Origin of the sequence: Mycoplasma sp. CSL7491-lung, from assembly GCF_018913965.1 — a bacterium.
In the GTDB taxonomy this organism is placed as follows: Bacteria; Bacillota_I; Bacilli_A; order Mycoplasmatales; family Metamycoplasmataceae; genus Mycoplasmopsis.
The window spans coordinates 134,655-161,407 of sequence record NZ_JAHMHG010000002.1; the positions used below are offsets into that span (position 1 = coordinate 134,655).

The window sequence follows — 26,753 nt, forward strand, 5'->3', positions numbered from 1 at the left end:
TACGTATGAAAAAAATAGCAATAGTAGTGGATTCATCAATTGGTTTAACAGAAAAAGAAGCAAACTCGAAAGGTTTTTATTTTTTACCTCTAATTATTGAAATTGATGGTAAAAATTTTTATGATGGAATAGATATTAGTCATTATAATATTTTTGAAAATTTTAATTTAGAAACTAAAACATATTCTACATCCGCTACACCAATAGGTTATTCTTGCAAAATGATCGAAAAATTATCAAAAGAATATGATAAAATAGTGGTTTTTCCTATTTCAAAATACTTATCAAGTCAATACTCAATGTTAAAAAATTTAGAAAAAGATTATCCTAAACTTAGAGTTATTGAATCGGTAAATATTTCAGGAACACTGCAAATGCAAGTTAATAAATTTATTAAAACATATAAAAAAACTAATGATTTAGAATATTCGATAAAACAGGTTGAGCCATGAGACGAAGATTTAGACGTTACTTTAATACCGAAATATAATAATTATTTACTTAAAGGAGGACGTTTAACACCCGCTGCAGCCACACTTGCAAAACTCCTTAAAGTAGTACCATTGATAAGGTTCGAAAACGGAGAGCTTTTAAAACAAGGTAAAGGTCTAGTTTTTAATAGAACGGTAGAGAAAGAAATTGAATCTAAATTAAAAAAACATAATTATAATACGGATATATTGATAATATCTTCTGATTTAGAGACAATTAACTATTATATAGAATATATAAAAAACAAATATGACATAATAGCAAAAAGTGCATTTATTCCTTCTGTTATTTTGATTCATGTTGGACCAGAAGCGGTCGTAGTAGCTACTAAAAAAGATATAAATAAATTTTGAGAAAATAATGATGAAAATAAAAATTAATGATTTACAAGAATTGGATGATTTTATAAGAAAAATATTACCATTGATTAAGAAAAATAAAATTTTGTTATTATACGGTGATTTAGGTTCAGGCAAAACAACTTTCGTTAAGTTGTTAGCAAAACAACTAGAAATAAAAGACAAAATTACATCTCCAAGTTTTAATTACATGAAAACATATAACGGACTTATACATATTGATTTATATAACTACAAGGGAGATTTAGACGAATTTGTAGATTATTTCGAAGATAATATTGTTGCCATCGAATGGTCTGAATATTTAAAATATCAGTTTGATAATTTTACAAAAATTAAGATTAGTATAATTAATGACCAAAGATTTATTGAATTAGAGGAGAAATAAAATGAATATATTTTTAGACACTTCATCAACTGATTTTATTATTTTTTTATTTGATAATAATTTTAATGTAGTTGATTCAATAATTTTAGAAGGTTATAAAAAGAAAGTCGATTTAATTGTCGATCAATACAAAAAAATATTAAGTAGAAACAATTTAACTAATAAAAAAATTGATGCATATTATACAAATGTCGGTCCTGGTTTCTTCACAGGAGTAAGATCTAGTTTGGTTTTTTTAAGGACAATGGCAATGTTGGAAAATAAAAACTTATTTTACACAAATTCTTTTTTTATCTTAGAAATTCAAAATCCAAATCAAAAAGATTTTTTTATTGATGCTCAAGGTAAAAAAATGTATTTTTATAACAAACTAGATTTAAATAAAGAAATTAAAACATCAATTAAAATTTTAGATGATAACGGTAAACAAAAAAGTAAGATAAATTATTTTGAAATGAAATTAAATTTCGTAAATTATAAAGATATTTTCAAAACTAAAAATTTATTGGAAATTGAACCTTTATACATTAAAATGCCTCAAATAGGAGAAATTAAGTAATGAAAATAATTGGCATAGAAACCTCTCATGATGACACTTCAATTGCAATAATGGAAAACGGAAAAATATTAGATATGTGATCAATTTCTCAAACTGATATTTTTGAAAAATATGGCGGAACTATACCTGAATTGGCATCTAGAGAACATGTTAAAAATATAGCGATACTACAAAATGAAATCATGAAAAAATATAATTTGTCCGAGATTGATTATATAGCATATACTAAAGAACCTGGATTAATAGGTTCTTTACAAATTGGTTATTTATTTGCGAGTGCATTATCTATATCTATGAATAAACCTCTAATTCCGGTAAATCATTTACATGGTCACTTCTTGTCTGCTACAATAACAGAAAAGATTTTTTTTCCATCGTTATGCCTATTAGTTTCAGGAGGACATACCCAAATTTTATATGCAAAAGATTACAATAATTTTGAAATTGTAGGCGAAACCTTGGATGATGCTGTTGGAGAAGCGTTTGATAAAGTTGCCTCTAGAACTGGTATAGGTTTTCCTGGAGGACCATTAATAGATAAGATTTATCAAAATTACAAAGGAGATTTTTTTAACTTTACAAAGCCTAAAACAGAAAATGAATTAGATTTTTCTTTTAGCGGTTTAAAAACTCAGGTTTTAAATTTAATTAATTCTGAAAAAATGAAAAATAATTCAATTGATAAAAATAAAATAGCCGCTAGTTTTCAAAAAATTGCTGTTGAATATTTAATTGAAAAGATGAGTGTTGCAATAAAAAAATATAATCCAAAAAGTATTGTATTAGGCGGTGGTGTTAGCGCAAATACTTTTCTTAGAAATGAATTTTTAAAATTACACAAAGATGCAATTATTCCATCGCTAAAATACTCCACCGATAATGGAGCAATGATTGCACAAGTTGCATATTTAAAACTTGAAAGTTCTAAGTAAATATTAATTAGAACTTTTTTATTTAAAAAAATTCAAGCATCTTAAATACTTGAATTTTTATTATATTATTTAAATTATATTATTGTAATTTTGCACCTTTGTTTGAAACTATTTCGTTGTTTAAACTTTCTGCTTCAACACCAACAATTGCATGATATCCTGTATCTGAAACTTTTGATAGTCCAAAAATTCCTGATTTTTTAAGTTCTTCTTCGTTAACTTTTGAAGAATCTTTAACTGTATATCTTAATCTTGTTGCACAGTTGTTGTATTCAACAATATTGTCTCATCCACCAAATGCACTAACAATTTTTTTAGCTTTTGCTGATAATTCACCTTCTTCTGTTGTAGAAGTTGTTTCTTCTTGTTCACTATCTGCAATAACTCCGGCTCCACGTCCTGGTGTACTTAAGTTTAATTTTGTAATCATGAAGTAACCTGTGAAGTAGTATGTTACACCTGTTAATAATCCTAATGGTAAAATTCAGAATGGATTTGCCATAACTTTAGCAGCACCTTCGTAACCAGATTCATTAATAATTCTTAATGATTTAGGAATTGAAAGAACGAAGTCCATAAATCCAGCACTAAATCCGAATCCTAATTGAATTCCGAATGCACCTGTAATAAATGCAAATATTCCTGTTAATAATGAGTGAATGAAGTATAGAAGTGGTGAAATGTATAAGAACGCAAATTCGATTGGTTCTGTAATACCTGTCAAGAATGAAACTACGGCTGCTGAACCAAATAAAGCAATAACTTTTGTTTTTTGTTCTTTTGTAGCAGCTGTTTTAACAAATGCTAAAACTAAAGCTGGTAAACCGAACATCATCATTGGGAAGAATCCTGCTTGGAAGATTCCACCAGGGTTACCTTTAGCAACACCTTGTAAGAAGATGAAAATATCTCCGTTAACTGTTTCGCCTGCTGCACCACCTTCTTTAGCGAATGTTCCTAATTGGAATCAGAATAAGTTATTTGGAATGTGGTGTAATCCAAATGGAATTAATAATCTATTTATAAATCCATAAACTCCCATAATTGCAGCTCTTGTTCATCTAGCTGATTCAAAATCTGAACCTTCTTTTATTGAAACTGCATCTGACATAGCTTTAGAAATTAAGTAAATTACGTATGCTATTCATGGGAAAACAATTGCTCATACGAATGAGAATACTAAACCAGAAATGATAGCTAATGCTGGAGCTAATCTTTTTCCTGAGAAGAAACCAAGAACTTTTGGTAATTTAACTGAATTTGTATTGTTGTATACATACGCAACTAAAGCACCAATTGCAAGTCCATTAAGTACGTTTCCTCCTAAAACCGCATTATATTTTCCACCAAATAAGGCTTCAAAACCATTTCCTTCACTAAATGCAACATTTCCGTAGAATCCTGTTGTAAATGAAGGAACTAAAGCTATAACAATATATGTAGCTATTAATCCGGCAAATGCGGCTTCCGCACGTTTATCTTTTGTAAATCCAAAAGCTAAACCTACACCAAATAAAATTGGTAAATTATCAAATACTGCAGCACCAGGTTTGATAATGATTTCTTGAATTAATTTTGAGAATGCTGTATCTGTTGGGATTTCAGCACCAATTCTTAAAAGAACGGCTGCAACTGGTAAAACTGCGATAGGGAACATAAGTGTAGCACCAATTGAGCTTAATTTTGACATTACTTTTGTTCAAAAACTGGTTTGTTGGTTATTTTTTGACATTGACATCATTATTTTTTACCTCCAGATTTTGAAATTGAATTTTTTTGAGCTTTTTTAAGCACAAAACCGTGTACATAAACTGTAGCAACGATTGCTCCTAAAAACACAATAACGAATAATAGCGCAATTGCAGCAATAGTATTCGCTCTTGATGCGATAGCGGCCGCATCTTCAGGTTTTGTGTATAGTGTACTTAGAAGTACAACTGCCACAAGTAATACTGCGAATAATATTCATAAAGCAATATATGCATATTGTGATTTGTGTAATGAGGATAATTTATTTGACATTTTTTTAGACATTTTTATTAAATAAAATAACCTTTCATTAGTCGAGCAACTATTAGGTCGCTCAATATTATTTAAACATTTTAAAAAAGATAAAAATATTTTTGCATAAAGTATTCATTATATTTTTGAAAAAAACTACTTTTTGTTATATATAAAAATATAAAAACATATATTATTCATTTATATTTTAGTAATAAGTTTTAAAACTAAAATATGTTTGAACCTAATATATTAAAAGTTGAGGAACAATATAAAAAAATTAGATAAATACGAATTAAACGAATTAAACAATTTATTTGTTGAAGCGAACTATAAAGTTGCTGATACTTATAAAGAACATTCAAAAGACATAGAAAAAATAGCATCAATGTGTATTGAATCTATTAATAAAAATGGAAGAGTTTTTTATATTGGTGCAGGTACTAGTGGAAGAATAGGAATGCTAGATGCATTAGATTTTTATCCAACTTATGGAGAAAAAAATTGATTTAAATATGTAATAGCCGGCGGTGACGATGCAGTTTTAGATTCCCTTGAAATGAATGAAGACGATTTTAAGCTCGGAGAATCAAATGCAATTGAAAATAAAATTAATAAAAACGACTTAGTAATAGGTTTAAGCGCTTCAGGAAATACCAAATATGTAAAAGGTTTTCTTGCAAAATCCAAAGAAAAAGGTTCAAAAACAGTTTTAATATCAAATAACAAAAATGGTGCTATCGAAGAATTTGCTGATTTTACATTAGTATTAGAGTTAGGTAACGAAGTTATTTCAGGATCAACAAAACTAAAAGCAGCTACAATGCAAAAATTAATATTGAATTCAATTTCAACAATGACAGCAATAAAGACCGGAAAAGTATATGATGAATACATGATCGATGTCAAACCTATAAACGAAAAATTAGTAAAAAGATCAATAAATATGATAGTAGATATTGCAAATGTTGATTTTGATTATGCAAAAGAAAAATATAATGAAGCTAGACAAAACGCTAAAACAGCCATAGTTATGATATTAAAAAACATTGATTATAAACAGGCAGTGGATTTACTAAATAAAAATAACTCTAACTTAAGAAAGGTTATTGAACATGAATAAAAATATTATTAAAATTGAAAATGTAAAAATCATTAATCCTGAAAGTACAATACAAAACGCTGATGTATACATAATGGATAACAAAATATTTAAAGTTGTCGAAAAGGAAGGCGAAGGTAAAAATATATTAGTTCCAGGTTTTATTGACACACATATTCACGGTATATATAACCAAGATGTTATGGATGGTACTAAAGCTGTTGAGATAATCTCTAGAAAACTTGCAAAACATGGTGTTACTTCATTTATGCCAACTGCAATGACAAACTCTTGAAAAACTATTTTAAAAGCTTTGAAAGATGTTTCAGAAAATAAAAAATGAGTTTCTCGTAATTTGGGAATACATATCGAAGGTCCTTTCATTGGAATGTCAAAAAAAGGGGCACATAAACCTGAATATTTAATTAAAGGTACAAAAAGTAGAATCGATAAAATGTATGCAACCTCAAACAATATGTTAAAGAAAATTTCTTTTGACCCATTAATGGTAAATCTAGATGTTTTTAAATATATGCAATCTAAATTAGGAATTATTGGTTCAATTGGACATAGCAGTGCTTCATTCCAAATTGCTGACAATTTCTTTAAAAATGGATGTTACTCAGTTTGTCATATGTGAAATGCCATGTCAGGTGTAGATTCTCGTAATCCAGGATTATTGGAAGCGGCTCTATATAATAATGATGTATATACAGAATTAATAATAGATTTATTACACGTTTCAAAGGAATCTATTGATTTTTCTATTAAATTAAAAGGTGTAGATAAAATAATAGCAATATCTGATTCTATAAAACCTGCTTATGCACCTAATGGGGAAAATGTTTCAGGTGATATACCTGTTATTAAAAAAGGAAATTTAATCACATTAAAAGGTACAAACACTATAGCAGGTTCTGGAATCACTATTCATGATGCATTTAAAAATATTGTCAAAATTGGTTATTCACTTAACGATGCTGTTAAAATGACATCATATAATTCGGCTAAATATTTAAATATACAAAATTTAGGTAAAATTGAAACCGGATTTTTAGCTGATTTAGTAATCTTAGACAACGAAACTTTGAAGATAAAAGAAGTTTATATTGATGGTAAAAAAATAAAAGGATAAATATGAAAGTAATTATAAAAAATAACGCAACAGAAGTAGCTTTTGAAGCTGCTAAAATTATTAAAGAACAAATAAATAATAAACCAAACACAAATTTATGTTTTGCGACAGGAAACTCTCCAATAGCAACATATAAAAATTTAATTGAATACTACAAAAATGGTGAATTAGACTTTTCTAAATTAACAAGTTTTAATTTAGACGAATATGTAGGTATACCGAGAGAAAGCAAATGTTCATATTACTACTTTATGCATGATGTTTTATTCAATCACATTAATATTTCAAAAGAAAATATTAATCTACCTCTAGGTAACGGAGATATAGAATTAAATGCAAAACAATACGAAGAGTTAATTAAAGAAAAAGGTGGAATTGATTTTACAATATTAGGAATAGGTACAAACGGTCATATAGCATTTAATGAACCTGGTTCAAAAATTACAGATAGGACTCGTGAAGTTAACTTAACTCAAAGTACAATCGAATCAAATCAAAAATACTTTGATAAAAAAGAAGACGTTCCTCAAACTGCAATTTCAATGGGAATAGGTACAATTTTAGAATCTAAAAAAATAATTTTACTTGCTGATGGCGAACATAAAGCAGATGCTATATTTAAAATGATTCAAGGACCTATAACTGAAGATGTACCAGCTAGCTTTTTACAATCACACAATGATGTAACAGTAATAATTGATAAAAACGCAGCAAAACTTTTAAAATAAAACCAAAAGCGAACTTTTAGTTCGTTTTTTTATATATAATTTACATATGAGCAATTTTAAATTAGAATCAAAAATGATACCGTCTGGAAGTCAACCTGAAGCAATAAATTTTATAGTTGATAAAATCAAAAACAATGAAAAGAATATTGTATTAAATGGTGTTACTGGGTCGGGAAAAACTTTTACCATTGCTAATGTCATAAGCAGAATTAATAAACCCGTAATTTTAATATCACACAATAAAACTTTGGCTAGTCAATTATATTCAGAGTTAAAATCTTTTTTTCCTAATAATGCTGTAGAATATTATATTTCGTATTTTGATTATTTTAGGCCTGAAGCTTATAAACCAGACACCGATACCTACATAGAAAAAGAATCGCAAACAAACGAACAAATAGAAATAATGCGTTTAAGCACCATAAATTCTCTTTTAAATAGAAAAGATGTAATTGTGGTTGCGAGTGTTAGTGCAATTTATGGTGCATTAAACCCTGAAATCTACAAAAAAAGTTTTTATAGATTTTTTAAAGGTCAAAATATAGAATTAAAAACATTCATAAGAGACTTAACAAAAGTAAAATACCAAAGAAATGATTTAGCACCGAAAAATGGTAATTTTGCAGTAAAAGGTGACAATGTATTTATTTATCCTTCTGACAAAGAAAATGAAGCGATACGTGTTTCTTTTTTTGGTGATGAAATTGAAGAAATTGCAAATGTTGATCCTCTTAACAAAAACTTAATTAAGAAACATATAGCTTATATTCTTTCTCCAGGAGATGAATATGCCGTTGACAATAATGTTTACGATATAATAATCCCAAAAATAAAGAAAGAATTGAAAGAACAATTAAATTATTTTAATAGTAAAAATAAAATTTTAGAAGCGCAAAGATTAAGTCAAAGAATAACTTCAGATATTGATGAAATGGAAGAATTCGGAATGTGTAAAGGCATCGAAAATTATTCAATGTACCTTGATGGCCGTGAAATAGGGCAAAGACCATACACTTTATTAGACTATTTACCAAAAGACTCTTTAATGATAATAGATGAATCGCACCTTACTGTGCCACAAATGGGTGGTATGTACAAAGGTGATCAAGCAAGAAAAGACAATTTGGTTAACTACGGTTTTAGATTACCTTCCGCTAAAGAAAATAGACCCCTTAGTTATGATGAAGTTGTTGAAAATTTTGACTTTACCAAAATATTTATTTCAGCTACACCTAGCGAATATGAAATGAATATTTCAAAAAATAATATTGCTAAAATGTATGTTAGACCAACAGGATTGCTTGATCCTAAAATTAGTATTAAACCAACTTTAAATCAAGTTGATGATATTTATGACACAATAATAAAAGAAAGAGAGAGTGATGGTAGAACTATTGTGCTTACAACATCGAAAGAAAGTGCGGAAAAGTTAAATGAATACTTGATTAATTTAGGAATAAAAAGTTGATATGTGCATTCTGAACACAATACATTTGAAAGAAATGAAATTATAAGAAAATTTAGGCTTGGAGACTACGAAACAATTGTTGGTATAAATTTATTAAGAGAAGGGATAGATATACCTGAACTTACAAAAGTATTAATTTTAGAAGCTGACGCACAAGGTTTCATGCGTAGTGCTACTAGCTTAAAGCAAATAGTTGGTAGAGCATCTAGAAACGCCAAAGGTGAGGCAATATTTTATGCAGATAAAATTTCTCAAGCAATGAAAGAATGTATAGAAGATAATATAGAAAAAAGAAAAATACAAGAGGAATATAACCGAAAACATAATATAATTCCAAAAACTATTTTAAAAGAAATACCCGAATCTATTTATGGTGACGGCACAAACAATTCATTAGATTTAATTTTAAATAGAAAATCTAAATTTAAGAAAAAAGAGATAGTCAACATAATAGAAGAATTAACTAAAAAAATGGAAGAAGCTTCAAAACAAAGAGATTATGAAAAAGCAATCGAACTTAGAGATATGATTTATGAATTAAAAAGAGATAAAAAGTAATATTTTATATCTCTAGCTTAAAAACTCATTTTTTATTATGATATAATTAATACAATAGTTTTAAAACAAAAACATATATATAAATTCAATATTTTTAAATAATAATTTTATTAAAATAATTAATTTAAAGTTAAAAACAGGAGGTTATAAATGGCAAAATTTATTGATGAAGTTACGGTTAAACTAAAAGCCGGAAAGGGTGGAGATGGTATGATCTCATTCCGTAGAGAAGCTCACGTTGATAAAGGTGGTCCAGACGGCGGAGATGGTGGTCGAGGTGGACACATTTATTTTATTGGAGATTCTGGAAAAAATACATTACTAAGTTTTTATAGTAATAAAATAATTCAAGCCGAAGACGGAGTAAAAGGTGGTCCAAAAAATTTATACGGAGCAAACGCAAAAGATACATATATTAAAGTCCCTGTTGGAACATTAGTTTATAAAAATGATAAACAAATTGCAGACATAATAGAACCTAATACACCATACCTTATTGCCTCCGGAGGTAAAGGTGGTCGTGGTAATAATAAATTTAAAACACCAAAAAACACCGCACCAAGAATAAGCGAAAACGGTATGCCTGGAGAAAGTTTTGAAGCAAAAATAGTTTTAAAAATACTTTCTGATGTAGGTATTGTTGGTAAACCATCTGCTGGTAAATCTACTTTATTAAGTGCTATTTCCAATGCTAAAGCAAAAGCAGCAGAATACGAATTCACAACATTAGTACCACAACTAGGTATGGTTGAATTTTTCGATAATTCATATACTGTTGCAGATTTACCAGGATTAATAAAAGGAGCTTCCTTAGGCAAAGGTTTAGGGACACAATTCTTAAAACATATTGAGCGTTGCAAAGTTATTGCACATATTATTGACTTTGGTTCTGAAGAAAAAAATCCAATCGAAGATTTCGAAATAATAAACAATGAATTAAAATCATATAATTTAAAATTAGAAAATAAATCTCAATTAGTTGTTGCTAATAAAAGTGATTTACCAAATTTTGAAAAAAATATATCTAAATTTAAGGAAAAATATCCATTAATTCCAATCGTTAAAATTTCTGCTATTTTTAGAGAAAATTTAAACGAATTAAAAGGTAAATTATGAGATCTAATTAAAAACTTTGATTACTCAACAATAGATGAAGAAGATGAGGAAGAGTACAAAGTAATCGAATTTGAGCCAGATTTTATAGTAAAACAGGAATATAGAGGTTACTTTAACGTTAGCGGAAAAAAAGTTGAAGAATTATATTATAGAACCCCGATTAATACTTACGATAACTTAGTTAGATTTAATAATATATTGAAAAAAATTGGTGTCTGAGACGAATTAATTAAGCAAAACATCCAAAAAGGAGATACAGTATCTATTTTTGGATTTGAATTTGAATGAGATGATGAGGAATAAATTTCATATTTTTTAAAAATAATGTTATAATTACGATATATTTATAAAAAATAATAAGGACATATTATGAAAAAATTTTCTGTAGAAAAAATTAAGCTATTTTGACCAGCAATCATTGGTCTAATAACAGGTATAGGTATTACTATTATATTAGCTTTAATATTTAACCACATTTAATTTTAAAAATTGCAATTGTGAAAATTGCAATTTTTAAAATTAAAATTTTATAAAAAAATAGGTATTAAACCTATTTTTCTATTTTAATCTTTACACTTGGTCCCATTGATGCTGAAACTGTTAAATTCAACATATATGTACCTTTAACAGCAGCTGGCTTAAGTTTTTTGATTAAAGAAATAAGAGTTTTAGCATTTTCAACTAGTTTTTCAGTATCCATACTTGATTTACCAATTAATGAATGTACGATTCCAGCTTTATCTGTACGATAGTTAGCTTTACCTTTTTTAAGTTCTTCAACAGCTTTTTCTGGAGTTGGAGTAACAGTTCCTGTTTTAGGGTTTGGCATTAAACCTTTAGGACCTAAAACTTTACCGTATTTTCCTAATAAAGGCATCATTGTTGGATCTGCAACCATAACATCAAAATTAAAGTCATTTTCTTTAATTTTTTGTTCAAGCGCCGGACCATCTAATACAAAGTCGGCACCAGCTTCTTTAGCTAGTTTTTGTTTTTCTACATTATTTGTTGCTACTAATACAGTAATTGATTTACCTGTACCATGTGGAAGTAATACTGCACCACGTAATTGTTGGTCGGCTTTACGAACGTCTAAGTTTAAATTAAAAGCTAAGTCAATTGAAGCGTCAAATTTTGCATATGAAGTTTTTTTAGCTAATTCAATAGCCTCTTCTAATTCGTAAGCAATAGTTCTATCAAATGATTCACGAGCGTTTTTAAGGTTTTTTGATAATCTTTTAGCCATAATTATTTTGCTCCTTCTTCTATATTTTCAGATTCTTCATCTGAAATTGTTTTAACTTCAATTGATTGTCCTTTTGTTTCAGCTAAATTAGCTAAATCTGCTTCTAATTCTGCTTCTTTTAATTGTGCTAATTTTTCGGCTTTAGCAGCGGCTTTAGCAGCGGCTTTAGCTTTAAAAATGTCGTCGTATCCTTCAACTAAAACACCCATTTGTTTAGCTGTACCAGCAATTGTAGCCATAGCGGCGTCAATATCATTTGTGTTTAAATCAGGTAATTTATATTCAGCAATTTCTCTTAATTGGTCTTTTGAAATTGTTGCAACAATTGTAGTTTTAGAATTTTTTGATCCAGATTGTAAGTTTGCAGCTTGTTTAATTTTGTATGATGCTGGAGATGTGAATAATTGGAATTCAAATGTTTTATCTTTGTAAACGATAATTTTTACTGGAACTGGTTCGTCACCTCTATCTCTAGTCGCGTCATTAAATGCTCTTGTAAATTCTGGCATGTTAACACCAACACCAGCTAAAGCTGGACCTGGTTTAGCTTTACCAGCAGGGAATTGCAATTTAGCAATTCTTTGAATTTCTTTTTTTGCCATATTTATGTATCCTTTCGATATTGTGGTCCAACGATATTTTAATTAAAAATATCTCCCACTTTGGCAATATTCCTATATTGCTTTAATATTATATAATAATCTATTTTTTTTAATAATTTTCTTTCAATTCTTTTATCCCTTTAATATAAGGGAATAATTTTTTTCATGTCATTTTATAAGCAAAATAAAAAAGAAAACTAAAAAAAATGAGGCATTTTAAATTGCCTCTTTCTTTAGTTTTCTTCTTTTTGTTCCATATCAGGAAGCAATGAATTTCATTCTTTTATTTGATTGTTAATTTCTTTAAAAATTATTTTCTTTTGATCAATAACTGATGATAAGTAAGAAAAAATAATATCACTAATTAAGAATGCTGAAATTTTTGATCCAATATGACTAATACGATAATTTTGCTCAATACTTTCTAAAAGAAGTATATTTTTACAATTTTCGGGTTTTATTTTTGTATTTTTAGTTCAAATTGAATAAGTAACGTTGTTTTTTATTAAAAAGTTAATAATATTTTTAACTTCTAATGTTTTTCTACTTTTTGAAATTATTGTTACATGAGTTTTCTTGTAAGATGTTATTAAACTCGAGTAACCAAAAAATGAGTGTATGTTATCCACAAATATAGTATTAAAACCAATTTTTCTAATACTTCACGAAAAATAACGTCCCACCATTCCAGATTCTCCGATTGCGAAAATGACATTAACCTTATTTTCTCTTATTGTATTGATATATCCCATTAAATCATTACTGTCTATAAATCTTTCAACAGTTTTTTGTACCGAATATATATAATGGGTTTTTATGTTGTTGGAAACTTGATTGATAGAATTAATATTTGAATTATCTATATTATCATCATAAGTATCTTGTTTTAATTGCAATCTTTTAGAAACATATATTTTAAAATCAGAATAACTTTTAAAACCTAACCCTTTTGCAAATCTAGAAATTGTTGATTGAGATAAATCTAAATGTTCTGCCAATTCAGAAGAATTCATTTTTAAAAAATCATCTGTTTTGTTTTCAATAAAATTTCTAATTTTATTTATTGTGTCAATAGAAACCTTGTCAATTTTCTCCTTGTCAAGATTTTGTAAATCAATAATATTAATTTTCATACTTAACCTCTATTAAAAGAAATTATTTTTCTTTTCCTCCGGTTTTGATAATACATAGTAACCATCTTCTGTTACTAATACATCATCCTCATTTCTTGCTCCACCAAGACCTTCGATATAAATACCTGGTTCTACAGTTAAAACCATACCAGGTTCTAAAATAACGTCACTAGATGAAGAAACATTTGGAAATTCATGCACATCAATACCGAGACCATGCCCAGTAGAATGAACAAAATATTTACCATATCCTTTTGATTCAATATATTCACGGCAAACTCTATCAATTTCTGAAGCTTTAATACCTGGACGAACTATTTTACGCCCTTCTGCAGCCGATTCTTCAACTATCTTTAAAATTTTTAATAACTCAGGGTTTGTTTTTTTAGGGTCACCTACTACAAAAGTTCTTGTTATATCAGCTGTATAACCTTTATATCTTGCGGCAAAATCAACTTTTAACAAATGATTTTCAATTAATAAATTATTCTCACTTGGATGATGATGAGGTTCAGAAGCATATTGTGCAGCAGCAACTATTTCATCAAAACCCTCCTTTTCGGCACCGTTCATTTTTAGTAAATAATTTAATTTGGCCGCAACTTCTTTTTCATTCATACCAGGTTTAATTCATTCTTTTAATTGTTCGAGTGATTTTAACGAAATATTAACAGCCTCTTGTAAATATTTTAATTCTTCTTTTGATTTTAAAATTCTTAATTCTTGAGCACTTACTCATACTACATCTTTAGAGGTTAAATTTGTTAATGACAAAATGTAATTTTCAACATCTTTAATTAAGTAATCTTTCTCTAAGGCTATTTTTTTAAATTTCTTTTCTTCAAAGAATTTCTTTATTGAGCTTCCTTCTTTTGTTCTTTGTAATAATTGAACATCAACATTTTTAGCATTTGCTCTAACGTATTCGATATATCTACCATCAACAAAAAGTGTTGCTTTATTTCTTTCTATTATAATAAAACCATCAGTTGTTTGAACTCCAGCATATCACAATCTTGTTTGAGGAGCTTCAGATATAAGAGCATCAACTTCAGGGTTGTTGTTAAAAAAAATATCAAGTTTTGTTCTATTCATTTTTACCTTCCTTTATTATATAAATTATATATGTTAAATAAAAAAATAATAAAAAAGATGCTAAAAGCATCAAAAATATTATTATTTCTTTTCTCTGTGAGCTGTATGTGCACCACATTTTGCACAAAATTTATTTAGTTCAATTTTTTCAGGGTGAGTTTTTTTGTTTTTCTTAGAAATGTAGTTTTCCATTTTACATACTGTACAAACTAATGTATAACCTTCTCTTGCCATAATATGCTCCTTTACATGTTTTATTTAAATATTGTATAAATAGTATTTATATTATAATTTAATTTTATTTTTTTAAAAATTTTTTTTTAATTTTGGTTTTTTAAAAAATAAATAATTTATTTTCGAATTAACATTTCAATTTCTTGATCATAAATTGGTCCATCTTCTGGTACGGGTGTTTCTAAAATAATAGGAATGTTATCAAAATCTGGATCATGAACAAATTTTCTTAATGTTTCTAATCCGATTGTACCGCGGCCAATATTTGCATGCCTATCCTTATGTGAAAAAACTTCGTTCTTAGAATCATTTAAATGTATAACTTTAACATGTTTTAATATATCTCATCTTATTAATTCCTCTTTAAACTCATCATAACTTTGCAAATCATATCCAGAATCTCACATATGGCATGTATCTAAACAAATTTTAAGACGTTCAGAATTAACAAAATCTATTAAGAATTTTAATTGTTCAAAATTTGTTCCAATTTCAGTTCCTTTACCACTCATAGTCTCAATACATATGACAACATCTGAAGTATTTTCGATTACATATGTTAAGGTCTGAACTAATTCATCCAATGCTTCTTGTTCGCTATAAATAGTATATGCCCCAGGATGTAAAACTAAATATTTTAAACCTAAGTAATTCATTCTCTTGATTTCTTCAATTAAAAATTCTTTTGCAAAACTAGATTTTTCTAAAGATGCGGGATTTATAATGTAAGGAGCATGAACTATGATGTCTTCTTTAGGTATAAAATTTTGAAATCTAGCTTCATACTCCTCAAGATTAAACTTTTCAACACTAACTCTTTTAGTATTTTGTGGGGCGCCTAAATAAATCATCATTGTATTTGCATTATTATTCATAGATTCCTTAACGGAATCAACCAAATAACCAGGACTCTTAAAAGATATATGTGAACCTAATTTAATCATTTTTTACTTCCTTTTCATTATTTAACTTCGACTTCTCTTTCTTTTGTTTTTTTAAATGCTCTTGCATTTCATTTAAAAACGAACCGGCGATAATACCAGATGGAATTGCAATTATCGCTAAAGCAACTAACGCATTTACTGAAACTATTATTTTTGTTATTGGAGAATGTGGTAGTAAATCTCCATAACCAATTGTTGTTAACGTAATAGTTGCAAAATATATTGCATCTAAAAATGTAATTACATAACCCGATTTTAATTGGTCGTAATTTGGGAAAATGGCATCATAAATAGCTATTTTATCTTGATCATAATATAAATGTTCTTTTAAATAAAGTTCTTTATTATTAGATTCTTGTGCCTCAAGATAAATTTTTCATGAATCTTCGCTTGGTTTTATTTTATTGGACAATAAAAAGTTATTTCTTTGTTCCTCTAAATAAGATGTTTCGTTACTTCAAATGATAATGGCAAAAATAAATATTAACAATATAGCTAAAAGTAAAACATATGTTAAAACTTTTTTTTGCTTTTTGAATGCGGCAGCAATTATTGCAAAAGGAGTAAAAATTGTTAAAATTCAAAAAAGTCTTGCAAATCTAAAAAAATTAAGTAACTTAAAGAATTCGAAAGCTTTTTGCGAAGTAGAATCTACCTCTATAAAATATTCAATAATATGTAACGAAGACAAAATGGATAGCAATATTACAATACCTTTAATTGAAAAAATAAACTTATATGAGCTCTCATACAACATAGTATGATTATCTATTTTTTTATATGTTCTATACGTCAATAAATGTAGTATATAATCAACAATAAAAAAGAAAAAAGTAAAAATTTGTAGTATTGTAATAAAATTTTTCCAGCCTTGCCCAAATATTTTAGCAGTTGTAGCAATCGACAAAACAGATACTAAAGAAGCTAAAATAACCAATAATATATAAACAAATTTGAATAATTTAGACTGAGTTTTATAAATGTTATTTTTATTTTTCATATCATCATTAAAGTTTCAAACTATTGGTGTTAAAAATTCAAAAATCATTTTATAATTTCTTTTCTTCATTTTTCTCCTTTTAATTAAAAAAGATAAACCAAAAAGATTTATCTTTTTGCGGTTTCGATAATTTCAATTGGTATAGTTTTTGTTATTATTTCATTATTTATTTTATGTTTAGTAATCATATCTTCAATCCTAAAGCCTAAATTTGGATAATCAATAAAAATTTTAGCTACATATTTTTTAATATTATCATATATGGATTGATAACCAATATCAGTGTAATTATATTCTTTAGTACCTAGTGCTTGAGCTAAAGCTACATAAGTTTCGTGAGTCGAACAAACAACATTATGAATATTGTATTGTCTTAAAAACTTAGAAATTTGAGCAATATCTTCTAGAGTTTTTTTAGAACTAAAACTATATTCATAATAATCATAATTATTATCAACGCATGCACGCTCGAAACCTTGGTATCTTTCGGTTTTTTGAGTATTCGAAAGTCTACCATCACTTATGAATGCAACTTTTTTACTTATTAACGATCCATCTTCGTTTCTATTGGCTGATGAATTCAGTAATTTTTCAGTTAATGTGTAAAAACCTTTCGTAATATCGACTTTTATTGAGTTAATTCCGTTAACTTGATGTTCGTATAATATTACTGTAATGTCCTCTAAACCCTTTAAAAAATCAAATAATTCTTTGTAGTATTGAGGAACAAAAACGACAATTGCAGATGGTTTCCACGAAAAAGCGTATCTAATTGCATCAATATATTCTTTAGTAGAATTACCAGCATAAGTTGTATTAACCCTTCTTCCTTTACGAGCACAAGCTATTGTTATCCCACTCACAATTGAAGAATAAAGATTTTGAGCTCATATGGGCATAATAATAAAAACTGAATTATCTCTACCTCTTACTATTCTTGCTCCAGTATTAGGATAAAAATTATTATTTTCTATTGCCTCAGTGATTTTAGCTCTAGCTTTTTTTGAAACATAACCATCATTATAAAATCTTGAAACTGTAGAAACCGAAACATTTGCTTGTTCAGCAATATCTTTGTACGAAATTTTTTTCTTCATAAAATTATTATATATTAAAAAACAACTATTTTTAACATTTTAACAAATTAAGATATTGAAAATAATAATTAAAAGTGATTATCATAATTGGTTTCGAATTGAAAATAAAAGATTAAAAAACACCTTTAACAAGTGTTTTTTAATCTTTTTTGTTCTAATTTAATTATTAATTTGAAAGGAGGGTTAATGTCTCAAGAAGTGATCTTTAAAAGGATCTCACACTTACCTTACGTAAGAATCAATAATATTATAACATAAAATAATAAAATAAAAAATAATTAACAATAAATTAATATACTGTTAACTATTTTTTATTATGATTGGTTCAATTTATTAAATTTAATAGCTCTTTGAACCGCTTTTTCTTTGGAAGCATTTTTCATTGATAAAGCTTCTAAAATTGGTATTCCAACAACGTCATTATTCAAAATTCCAACTGCCAAACCTGATTTTCCTTTAATTAAATACTCAACTGCTTTAGAACCTAATAACGTTGCTAAAACTCTTTCTTGAGCCGAAGGTTTTCCACCTCTTTGAATATGATTTAATGGGTTTATACGTGTATCTCAACCTGTTTTACCTTGTACTATTTTTTCAAGTTGTTTAATATCATAACACTTTTCAGAAACAACAATAACTACGCTTCTACGGTTAGGTTGTTTAGTCAATTGTAATGATGTATTTGCAATTTCCTCCATTGAAGGTTGAAAATCTTTAGTAGCAATAATTTCTGCACCTGTTGCAAGACCTGAGTAAAGTGCTAAATCACCACAACCATTACCCATAACTTCAACTATCATAATTCTTTTATGACTACGAGCAGTATCTCTTATTTTATCAATCGCATCAACTATTGTATTTAATGCTGTATCATAACCAATAGTAAAATCACTTGAAGCTATATCATTATCAATGGTACCTGGTAACCCAATTGTTTTAATTCCTGATTGATGTAAAAGTTGAGCTCCTTGATAACTTCCATCACCACCAATAACAACTAAAGCATCTATTCCTCTATTTTTAAGATTATTAATTGCAACTTCTCTTACTTCTGGTTTTTTAAACTCAGGAAATCTTGCTGAATAAATTGCAGTACCACCTTGATTTAAAAATAAATCTAAATCAACATTATCCGCACTAACTATATTATCGTTATATAAACCTTTATAACCTTCATAAACTAAAAACGCTTCTAAACCATTTGATTTAGCACCTTTAACCACCGCTCTAACGGCGTTATTCATACCTGGAGCATCACCACCAGATGTTAAAATAGCTATTTTTCTCATTTTATCCTCTTTTTAATTATCTATAAATATCTAATAAATTTTTTAATAAGCAAACAACAGTCATAGGCCCTACTCCACCAGGAACAGGAGATAATGCGGAAGCTTTTTTAGAAACGGACTCAGCATCCACATCACCAACTAATTTTTCAGTTAATTTAGCATCTAAATTTGTACCTACATCTATAACTATTGCACCTTCTTTTATATTTTGTTCTTTTATATATTCGGCAACACCAATTGCGACAATGACTATATCGCCGGTTTCGACTCCCTTAACACCTGTATTTTCGTTATACGTCGCTACGTCAGCGCCCATTCTTTTTATTATATGCGCAAGAGGTTTACCAACAACATGGCTTCTGCCTACTACACAAACTTTTTTATCTTTTACATCGATGTTATAATATTCCATTAATTCCAAAACTGCTCTAGCAGTAGCAGGAACAAAATGATTTTCTTCGATATCATTGTATAAAATAAATTCATTTCGACTACTTAAACCATCAACATCCTTAATTGTAGGAACAGCATCCAATATAACTTGTTGTGGAATATGATCTGGTAAAGGTAATTGAATTATTACACCAGTAGAACTTTCGTTAATTACATCTAATTTTTTAAGCAACGAATTTTGGCTTATAGTTTCAGGAAATTTATGTAAAATCCCTTTAATACCTATTTCTTCGCACTTTCTTAATTTAGCATTTACATATTTTGTAGAAGCTGGATTATCCCCTACTTGAACAATAGAAAGAACAGGTTTATCATCCGGATCTATTTTTTTTACTAATTCTTTTAGTTTTTCTGTTTCTTGTTTTGCTAATTCTTTACCACTTAATATTTTCATTTTAATTCCTCTTCGTATTTTTCTAAATTACTACGATGCATTTCTAATTTTTGTCTTTCAGCATCAACTTTTTCCTTAGGTGCACTCTCTACAAATCTCTTATTTGAAAGGATTTTTTCGGCTCTATTTATTTCGAATTTTGTTGTCTCTATTTTCTTTAATAAAGAAATTTTATTTTGATTTTTTTGATCATCAGAAACAACAATAAATAAAGATTTTCCTTTTATTGAAATTAAATAATCATTATTCTGTTTAAATGTTGAATTTGTCATTTTATTAATGATATTACGAGAATGAATATCTAATTCTATGTCTGTAAAATATTCGATAACTTCTTTTTTTGAAATATTGTATTCTTCACGATATTTACGAATTTCGTTTACAACTAAAATAACACTATCAATATACTTAGATTTGTCTTTTTTATAAAATCTAGGTCATTTATATTCTAAAATTTCACTTTTATATAATTCTGAATAAATTTTATCAGTTATAAAAGGCATAAAAGGATGGAGAATTATTAAAACTTTTTTAAATATTTCTAATGTTGTTTTTTTGTTATTGTTAACTTTAATAAATTCTAAATATCAACTACTTAAATCATTAAAAATAAATTTATAAATTTCAGAACCAATTACTGTAAAATCATATTTTTTCATTAAACGATTAATGTTTTTTGACAATACTGATAATTTATCCAATATTCATTTATCTGCATCAACCATTTCATTTGAATGATTTTCAGGCAATTCATTAATGTAATTTGCTATATTTCATAATTTATTATTTATCTTTCAAGCACTCTCGATTTTCTCATTCGAAAATTTGAGATCAAATCCAGGGGTTGAGTTAGTAATTAAAGATCAACGTAAAGCGTCTGAACCATATTTTTCGATGACTTCAATAGGGTCTATTCCATTGTTTAATGATTTAGAAAATTTTCTACCTTGAGAATCACGAACAAGCCCATGTAACATAACTTTTTTGAACGGAATTTTATCCATAAATTCAAGCCCAAAAAAGTACATACGAGCTATTCAAAAGAAAATTAAGTCAGTCCCCGCAACCATTAAATTAGTTGGATAATATCTTTTTAAAATACTATTCTTCTTAGGTCAACCCATAAATACAAATGGTGCTAATCCAGATGAGAATCAAGTATCTAAAACATCAGTTTCTCTTATTCATCCTTCTCCAGGTGACTCGATTTGAACTTTTACTTCACCATCTTTATATCAAGCAGGAATTTGATGTCCTCATCAAAGCTGTCTTGAAATAGTTCAATCATAAACTTTATCCATTCATTGCTTCATTGTTTTTTTATATTTTTTAGGTAAAAACTCGACCCCGTCTTTTGATTTTAAATCTTTTAATATCAACTCCTTAAATGAATCCATTTTTAAAAATCATTGAGGTAATATTAAAGTTTCAATAACTGTTTTAGAACGATCAGAAATTGAAATATTAGAAGTTGTTATTTCAACTTTTTCTAGCATATTATTTTTACTTAAATATTCACCAATTGCATCTCTAGCTTTAAAGCGTTCCATCTTATTAAATTGAGAATTAGGAACTTTTAAATAACCATATTTATCAATTGTTTCAATTAATTCAAAACCATGTTTTTGAATTATTTCAATGTCACTTTCTGCATGGGTTGATAATTTCATTATACCTGTTCCAAATTTTGGGTCAACATAACTATCTTCTATAATAGGTATTAAAACATTTCTAAGAGGGTGCATAACGCGTTTCCCTACTAAATTAGTAAACCTTTTATCTTTAGGATTAACAACCAATGCTACATCGCCATATAAAGTTTCGGTTCTCACAGTTGCAACTGTTAAATATTTATTAGAATTTTCTAAATAATATTTAATGTAAAACATTTTTTGTTCGGTTGGTACATTATTTATTTCGATATTAGAAACTGCGGTTTGTAATTTTATATCTCAACTCACCGCTCTTACACCTTTATAAATTAAACCTTTATTGTACAAATCTACAAAAACTTTCAATACTGCTTCATTACTATTTTCATCAAGGGTAAAACGCTCTCTAGAATAATCTAAAGCTAAACCTAGTGTTTGTCATTGATTTCTAAAATAATTCGCATACTCTTCTTTTCATTCTCAAATTTTATTTATAAATGCTTCATAACCTAAATCATGTCTAGTTTGTCCGGTTGTCTTAAATAAAATATCTTCTATTTTAGATTGAGTAGCGATACCCGCATGATCCATACCAGGTAATCATAAAACATCAAAACCTTTTAACTTTTTGAATCTAATAATTGTATCCGGAATATAAGAATCAAGAGCATGCCCAATATGTAATTTTCCTGTTACATTCGGTGGAGGTAGCAAAATTGAAAAAGGTTTCTTTTTAACATCATGTGTCATAAAAAATTTCTTATCTCTTCATTTTTTTTCAATACCCTTTTCTACTTCTTTATGATTGTAAATTTTGTCCATAAAAATCCCTTCTTTATAGTGTAATCAATAACCATTATCCTAATATTTAAATTATACATTATTTTAACTAAAAGAATAAATTCACAATACCAAACCTTATATCTTTCTTTTACCCTTTTTTAAAACTTACAATTAAAATAAAATAGTTTTTGTAAAAAAACAAACCATAATATTCAGTTTGTTTTTAATTAGTATTTTAATCTCGAATTATTTCAATAGAAATTTGATAGGTCCCAATTTCAAAATCAGAACTACTTAGAGAATATGTAAAGTTATATTTATTTTTCGAAAAGTCTTTATTCGTTCATTTTGAACTAAGAGGTAAAATCTGATTTTCAATTTCATAATCAAATTTTATTTTTTGATTATATTTTAAGAAAATAGATGCACTAGATGAAAAAATATTAATTTCATCTTCACTAATTTCGATGAGATTTTTTTCTTTGCTTTGTGGATCTATAAATTCAAATGAAGTAAACTTACCATTTACATTCAACTTACACTCTACTTCGAATTGAATTTTATTAGATTCACCATTCTGATTTATTAACGATAAAAATTTTAATTTCATTTTAATATTTATCCAATGATTTTAAAATAAATTCGTATCCAAATAAATAAATAGCTTTAGCTAACTCTGGACCATGTTCTTGAGAAGTAGAAGCTAATCTAATGGGCATAAATAATTTTTTACCCTTTACATTTAATTCTTTTTGTACATTTTGTATAACTTCTTGAATATCTTCTACAGTAAATTTACTGTCTTTTATTTTTTCAACTAACATCTTTTTAAAAGTTCTAACAACAATTAATTCTTCACTAGTGAATTCGATTTCTTTATTTGTTGGATTTTTATAAATTTCTAAATTTGAAAATAATTCCTTTATAGTAGTTGAACTTTGTTTAAAAGTATCAATAAAGAGAAATAATCATTCTTCTGAAAATAATTTTTCATTTCTAAATAATTTTATTAAATCTAGATTATTCATATTTTTTAAATATTGTTTTGAAAATCAATTCATTTTTAAAATATCAAACTTAGATGGACTCTTACTTAGTCTTTCAGGTTCAAATTTTTCTATTATTTCATCATGTGTCATTAATTCAGAACCATCTTTTGAAGTTCAACCCAATAATGTTAAAAAATTAAATATTCCATGTGGTATGTAGCCTTCTTCTTTATAATCCGAAATAAATTGTTTTAAACTAGTATCACGTTTAGAAAGTTTTTTACCTTCCATATTTGTAATAATTGTTAAATGACCAAATTCTGGTTTTTCTCATTTTAGATAATTGTATAAAACTAATTGTTTTGGAGTATTGCCAATGTGTTCTTCACCTCTTAAAACATGAGTAATTTCCATATCATGATCATCTACAACAACCGCAAAGTTATATGTTGGATATCCATCAGATTTAAATATTACCCAATCTGTTATATCGTTAGAATTAAAAGAAATTTTTCCTCTAACAATGTCGTTTCAAGATAATTCTTCGTTTTTAGGAATACTTAATCTTATAGAATATTCCCCTGATTTATCCCTTTTTTGTTTCTCTTCATCACTTAATTTTAATCAGTTTTTATTATATCTAAAGTTTGGAATACCTTTTTGATCACTTTCAAGTTTTTGTTGTTCTAATTCTTCTGTTGTATCATAAGCCTTATAGGCCACACCTAATTTAAATAAATATTCCAAAACTTCTCTATATCTATCTATTTTTTCACTTTGTCTATACTTACCATATTTTTCTATAGGATTAAGTGGCGATTCATCTGGTATTATTCCTAATCAGGCTAAATTATCTAATTGTGACTCTTCACCTCCAACCACATTTCTTTTGATATCGGTATCTTCAAGTCTAAAAATAAAATCACCTTTATAATGCTTCGCAAATAGGTAATTAAATAAAGCGGTTCTTGCACCACCTATATGTAAATAACCTGTTGGGCTTGGAGCATATCTTGTTCTTATTTTCTTCATTTTAAAAATCTCCTTTTTTTAAAAAAATAATTTTTATTTTTATAAAAAGAATATAATTAGAGTGCATCATTAGCTCAGCAGGTAGAGCAACTGGCTCTTAACCAGTGGGTCGCAGGTTCGAACCCTGTATGATGTACCATTTTTTTATACTTTTTTTAATCAAAAATGCTAGTTTTCTAGCATTTTTATTTTACTCATACTTTTCAGGATGTTCTTTTTGCATTTTTTTAATAAATTCTTTTTTGTCCATTGAACCATATTTATTCATTAAATGTACACACTCTTCGTACTCATGTAATGCTCAATTTACATTTTCAAAACCAGAGACTTTTGTAATTCCTGGTCTTTTTCAATTTTTATATGTACTAAAGAAAGTTTCAACATTTTTTAAAAAAGGTTCAGGTAAGTCTTCTAAAGTTTGAATATTATCCAAACGATAATCATCGGCATGAACTGCAATTAATTTTGTATCTGTTTCTCCATCGTCAATCATTTTCATTGCACCTATAATTCTAGCTTTTAATAAAACACCTGGTTGGAATGTTTCATCAGAATATAGTAACACATCCAATTCATCCCCGTCTCAATCTAAAGCGTTAGGTACAAAACCATAATTACATGGATAAACAAAATCTCCACGTAAAATACGGTCAACTTCTATTAAATTTGTCTTTCTGTTATATTCATATTTTATTCTTGAATTTTTTTGAATTTCAATTTTTACATCAATTATATTTTTCATTCCTATATTATACAATATTTAAAAACAATAATTACACTTTATAATAAACTTTAATTTTCTTTAATAAAATTTATTATTTCTTTTTGTAAATTTACATTTTCACTTAAATACTCTCTCATATTTTTTTTACCTTGAGCAACACTATTGCCGTCAATATAATATCATGAACCTTTTTTAGTAAATTTACCTATTTTTTCTCCAATATCTACTAATTCACTTATTTTATCAATTCCTGCATTAAAATAAAATTCTGTTTGAGCATTTTTATAAGGAGGAGCTATTTTATTTTTTACAACTTTAAGTTTTATTTCGGCACCAATAATATCTTTATTTTCGATAATAGGACTTCCTTTTCTCACTTCAACCCTTATTGATGAATAAAATTTTAAAGCTCTACCTCCAGGAGTTGTTTCTGGACTACCAAAAATAACACCTACTTTTTCTCTAATTTGATTTATAAAAATTATTGTTGTTTTATTTTTATTTGAATTCGCAGTAATTTTTCTTAGTGCTTTTGACATAAGTCTAGCTTGTGCACCAATTTGTTGGTCGCCCATTTCACCATTTAGTTCTGCTTCAGGCACTAAGGCGGCAACACTATCTACTACTATAAGATCAATTTTTCCTGATTTGACTAATATGTCAACGATATCTAAGGCTTGTTCTCCTGAATCAGGTTGAGATAAAATAAGATTTTCTATATCTACGCCAATTTTTTGTGCAAAAGATGGATCTATCGAATGCTCTGCATCAATGAACGCTGCGAGCCCACCATTTTTTTGAACTTCTGCAATAGCATGCAAAGTTAGTGTTGTTTTTCCTGAACTTTCAGGCCCATATATTTCTATAATTCTTCCTTTAGGATACCCGAAACCCCCTAATAAATCATCTAAAATATAACTTCCACTATGAAATGTTTCTAAATCAATTTCTGGAACTTCTCCTAGAAACATTATAGTCTCTTTTCCATATTTTTTTTCTATTATATTTATAATATTTTTTAATTCGTTATCATTATTCATTATTCCTCCGAATAATATTTATTAATAAAACTAAAAAAGAACTTTAAAAAAACCTTTTTTATTAAAAAAGAGATAAAACGCATAAAAAAATGCCCTTCTGGGCTTATTCTTTGAAAACTGAATAGTAATTAATAATTCATTAAAATGTCTTAAATACATCTTAACTTCTAAACCTATCAATTTATTAGTAATGGTCAGCTAAATGTAT

Annotated in this window: 26 protein-coding genes and 1 tRNA gene; 10 read left to right on the plus strand and 17 right to left on the minus strand. The window is 27.3% G+C overall.

The window, feature by feature from the left end:
- The first annotated feature begins 5 nt into the window (after positions 1–5).
- From KQ876_RS02500 to tsaD, 4 genes are read left to right on the plus strand one after another with little or no spacing between them, the layout of a single operon-like run.
- Entirely contained in the window at positions 6–872 is an 867-nt protein-coding gene (locus KQ876_RS02500; protein WP_216490134.1) for a DegV family protein, read from the plus strand.
- Positions 853–1,239 (plus strand): tRNA (adenosine(37)-N6)-threonylcarbamoyltransferase complex ATPase subunit type 1 TsaE, encoded by a 387-nt coding sequence (gene tsaE, locus KQ876_RS02505; RefSeq protein ID WP_205852000.1) that lies wholly within the window; start codon positions 853–855, stop codon positions 1,237–1,239. The genes KQ876_RS02500 and tsaE overlap by 20 nt, the downstream gene beginning before the upstream one ends.
- Position 1,240: 1 nt before the next feature.
- The gene (locus KQ876_RS02510) at positions 1,241–1,798 is read left to right on the plus strand and encodes a hypothetical protein (RefSeq protein ID WP_216490136.1); all 558 of its coding nucleotides are present in this window, start codon (positions 1,241–1,243) and stop codon (positions 1,796–1,798) included.
- The gene (tsaD, locus tag KQ876_RS02515; protein ID WP_205852683.1) at positions 1,798–2,730 is read left to right on the plus strand and encodes a tRNA (adenosine(37)-N6)-threonylcarbamoyltransferase complex transferase subunit TsaD; all 933 of its coding nucleotides are present in this window, start codon (positions 1,798–1,800) and stop codon (positions 2,728–2,730) included. The genes KQ876_RS02510 and tsaD overlap by 1 nt, the downstream gene beginning before the upstream one ends.
- 79 nt (positions 2,731–2,809) lie before the next feature.
- Here tsaD and KQ876_RS02520 read toward each other — a convergent pair whose 3' ends face one another.
- Positions 2,810–4,471 carry a PTS transporter subunit EIIC gene (locus KQ876_RS02520; RefSeq protein WP_205851997.1) on the minus strand — a complete coding sequence of 554 codons (1,662 nt, stop codon included), beginning with the start codon at positions 4,469–4,471 and terminating at the stop codon, positions 2,810–2,812.
- On the minus strand, positions 4,471–4,764 hold the full coding sequence (locus KQ876_RS02525; RefSeq protein ID WP_216490138.1) for a hypothetical protein: 294 nt from the start codon (positions 4,762–4,764) through the stop codon (positions 4,471–4,473). Before KQ876_RS02525 ends, KQ876_RS02520 begins: the two co-directional genes overlap by 1 nt.
- 226 nt (positions 4,765–4,990) lie before the next feature.
- Here KQ876_RS02525 and KQ876_RS02530 point away from each other — a divergent pair, with 226 nt between their 5' ends.
- The 5 genes from KQ876_RS02530 (at position 4,991) to obgE (ending at position 11,141) form a co-directional block, all read left to right on the plus strand.
- On the plus strand, positions 4,991–5,854 hold the full coding sequence (locus KQ876_RS02530; protein WP_216490140.1) for an N-acetylmuramic acid 6-phosphate etherase: 864 nt from the start codon (positions 4,991–4,993) through the stop codon (positions 5,852–5,854).
- Entirely contained in the window at positions 5,847–6,968 is a 1,122-nt protein-coding gene (nagA, locus tag KQ876_RS02535; RefSeq protein WP_216490142.1) for an N-acetylglucosamine-6-phosphate deacetylase, read from the plus strand. Before KQ876_RS02530 ends, nagA begins: the two co-directional genes overlap by 8 nt.
- A gap of 2 nt (positions 6,969–6,970) precedes the next feature.
- Entirely contained in the window at positions 6,971–7,696 is a 726-nt protein-coding gene (nagB, locus tag KQ876_RS02540; RefSeq protein ID WP_205851993.1) for a glucosamine-6-phosphate deaminase, read from the plus strand.
- A 46-nt stretch (positions 7,697–7,742) separates the two neighbouring features.
- A complete protein-coding gene (gene uvrB / locus KQ876_RS02545) occupies positions 7,743–9,722 on the plus strand; it encodes an excinuclease ABC subunit UvrB (protein WP_216490144.1) in 1,980 nt (659 codons plus the stop codon).
- 150 nt (positions 9,723–9,872) lie between these two features.
- A complete protein-coding gene (obgE, locus tag KQ876_RS02550) occupies positions 9,873–11,141 on the plus strand; it encodes a GTPase ObgE (protein ID WP_205851991.1) in 1,269 nt (422 codons plus the stop codon).
- Positions 11,142–11,388: 247 nt separating this feature from the next.
- Here the strand turns inward: obgE and rplA are convergent, their stop codons facing one another.
- The 13 genes from rplA to gltX form a co-directional block, all read right to left on the minus strand.
- The gene (gene rplA, locus KQ876_RS02555) at positions 11,389–12,072 is read right to left on the minus strand and encodes a 50S ribosomal protein L1 (protein WP_374962877.1); all 684 of its coding nucleotides are present in this window, start codon (positions 12,070–12,072) and stop codon (positions 11,389–11,391) included.
- A gap of 14 nt (positions 12,073–12,086) precedes the next feature.
- Positions 12,087–12,686, minus strand: a complete 600-nt coding sequence (gene rplK / locus KQ876_RS02560; protein WP_205851989.1) for a 50S ribosomal protein L11 — start codon at positions 12,684–12,686, stop codon at positions 12,087–12,089.
- Between the two features lie 233 nt (positions 12,687–12,919).
- Complete coding sequence (locus KQ876_RS02565) at positions 12,920–13,819, minus strand: MurR/RpiR family transcriptional regulator (protein ID WP_216490146.1); 900 nt, start codon at positions 13,817–13,819, stop codon at positions 12,920–12,922.
- 12 nt (positions 13,820–13,831) lie between these two features.
- The gene (locus KQ876_RS02570; RefSeq protein WP_205851987.1) at positions 13,832–14,914 is read right to left on the minus strand and encodes a M24 family metallopeptidase; all 1,083 of its coding nucleotides are present in this window, start codon (positions 14,912–14,914) and stop codon (positions 13,832–13,834) included.
- An 81-nt stretch (positions 14,915–14,995) separates the two neighbouring features.
- Entirely contained in the window at positions 14,996–15,148 is a 153-nt protein-coding gene (gene rpmG, locus KQ876_RS02575) for a 50S ribosomal protein L33 (protein WP_174892645.1), read from the minus strand.
- 116 nt (positions 15,149–15,264) lie between these two features.
- Positions 15,265–16,092: a deoxyribonuclease IV gene (locus KQ876_RS02580; protein WP_205851986.1), complete on the minus strand. Its 828-nt coding sequence runs from the start codon at positions 16,090–16,092 to the stop codon at positions 15,265–15,267.
- Positions 16,085–17,161 (minus strand): potassium channel family protein, encoded by a 1,077-nt coding sequence (locus KQ876_RS02585; RefSeq protein ID WP_216490148.1) that lies wholly within the window; start codon positions 17,159–17,161, stop codon positions 16,085–16,087. Before KQ876_RS02585 ends, KQ876_RS02580 begins: the two co-directional genes overlap by 8 nt.
- Positions 17,162–17,199: 38 nt before the next feature.
- Positions 17,200–18,189 carry a LacI family DNA-binding transcriptional regulator gene (locus tag KQ876_RS04435; protein ID WP_308699353.1) on the minus strand — a complete coding sequence of 330 codons (990 nt, stop codon included), beginning with the start codon at positions 18,187–18,189 and terminating at the stop codon, positions 17,200–17,202.
- A gap of 314 nt (positions 18,190–18,503) precedes the next feature.
- The gene (gene pfkA / locus KQ876_RS02595; protein WP_216490150.1) at positions 18,504–19,478 is read right to left on the minus strand and encodes a 6-phosphofructokinase; all 975 of its coding nucleotides are present in this window, start codon (positions 19,476–19,478) and stop codon (positions 18,504–18,506) included.
- 16 nt (positions 19,479–19,494) lie between these two features.
- A complete protein-coding gene (locus KQ876_RS02600; RefSeq protein WP_205851983.1) occupies positions 19,495–20,325 on the minus strand; it encodes a bifunctional 5,10-methylenetetrahydrofolate dehydrogenase/5,10-methenyltetrahydrofolate cyclohydrolase in 831 nt (276 codons plus the stop codon).
- Positions 20,313–22,799 (minus strand): valine--tRNA ligase, encoded by a 2,487-nt coding sequence (locus tag KQ876_RS02605; RefSeq protein ID WP_216490153.1) that lies wholly within the window; start codon positions 22,797–22,799, stop codon positions 20,313–20,315. The genes KQ876_RS02600 and KQ876_RS02605 overlap by 13 nt, the downstream gene beginning before the upstream one ends.
- A gap of 196 nt (positions 22,800–22,995) precedes the next feature.
- Positions 22,996–23,370, minus strand: a complete 375-nt coding sequence (locus KQ876_RS02610) for a hypothetical protein (protein WP_205851981.1) — start codon at positions 23,368–23,370, stop codon at positions 22,996–22,998.
- Position 23,371: 1 nt separating this feature from the next.
- Positions 23,372–24,781 (minus strand): glutamate--tRNA ligase, encoded by a 1,410-nt coding sequence (gltX, locus tag KQ876_RS02615; RefSeq protein WP_205851980.1) that lies wholly within the window; start codon positions 24,779–24,781, stop codon positions 23,372–23,374.
- Between the two features lie 63 nt (positions 24,782–24,844).
- Here gltX and KQ876_RS02620 point away from each other — a divergent pair.
- Positions 24,845–24,920, plus strand: a tRNA-Lys gene (locus tag KQ876_RS02620).
- 51 nt (positions 24,921–24,971) lie between these two features.
- Here the strand turns inward: KQ876_RS02620 and KQ876_RS02625 are convergent.
- Positions 24,972–25,523, minus strand: coding sequence for an inorganic diphosphatase (locus tag KQ876_RS02625; protein WP_205852689.1), 552 nt, complete (start codon positions 25,521–25,523; stop codon positions 24,972–24,974).
- A 50-nt stretch (positions 25,524–25,573) separates the two neighbouring features.
- Positions 25,574–26,545, minus strand: coding sequence for a recombinase RecA (recA, locus tag KQ876_RS02630; protein WP_205851978.1), 972 nt, complete (start codon positions 26,543–26,545; stop codon positions 25,574–25,576).
- Positions 26,546–26,753: the final 208 nt, after the last annotated feature.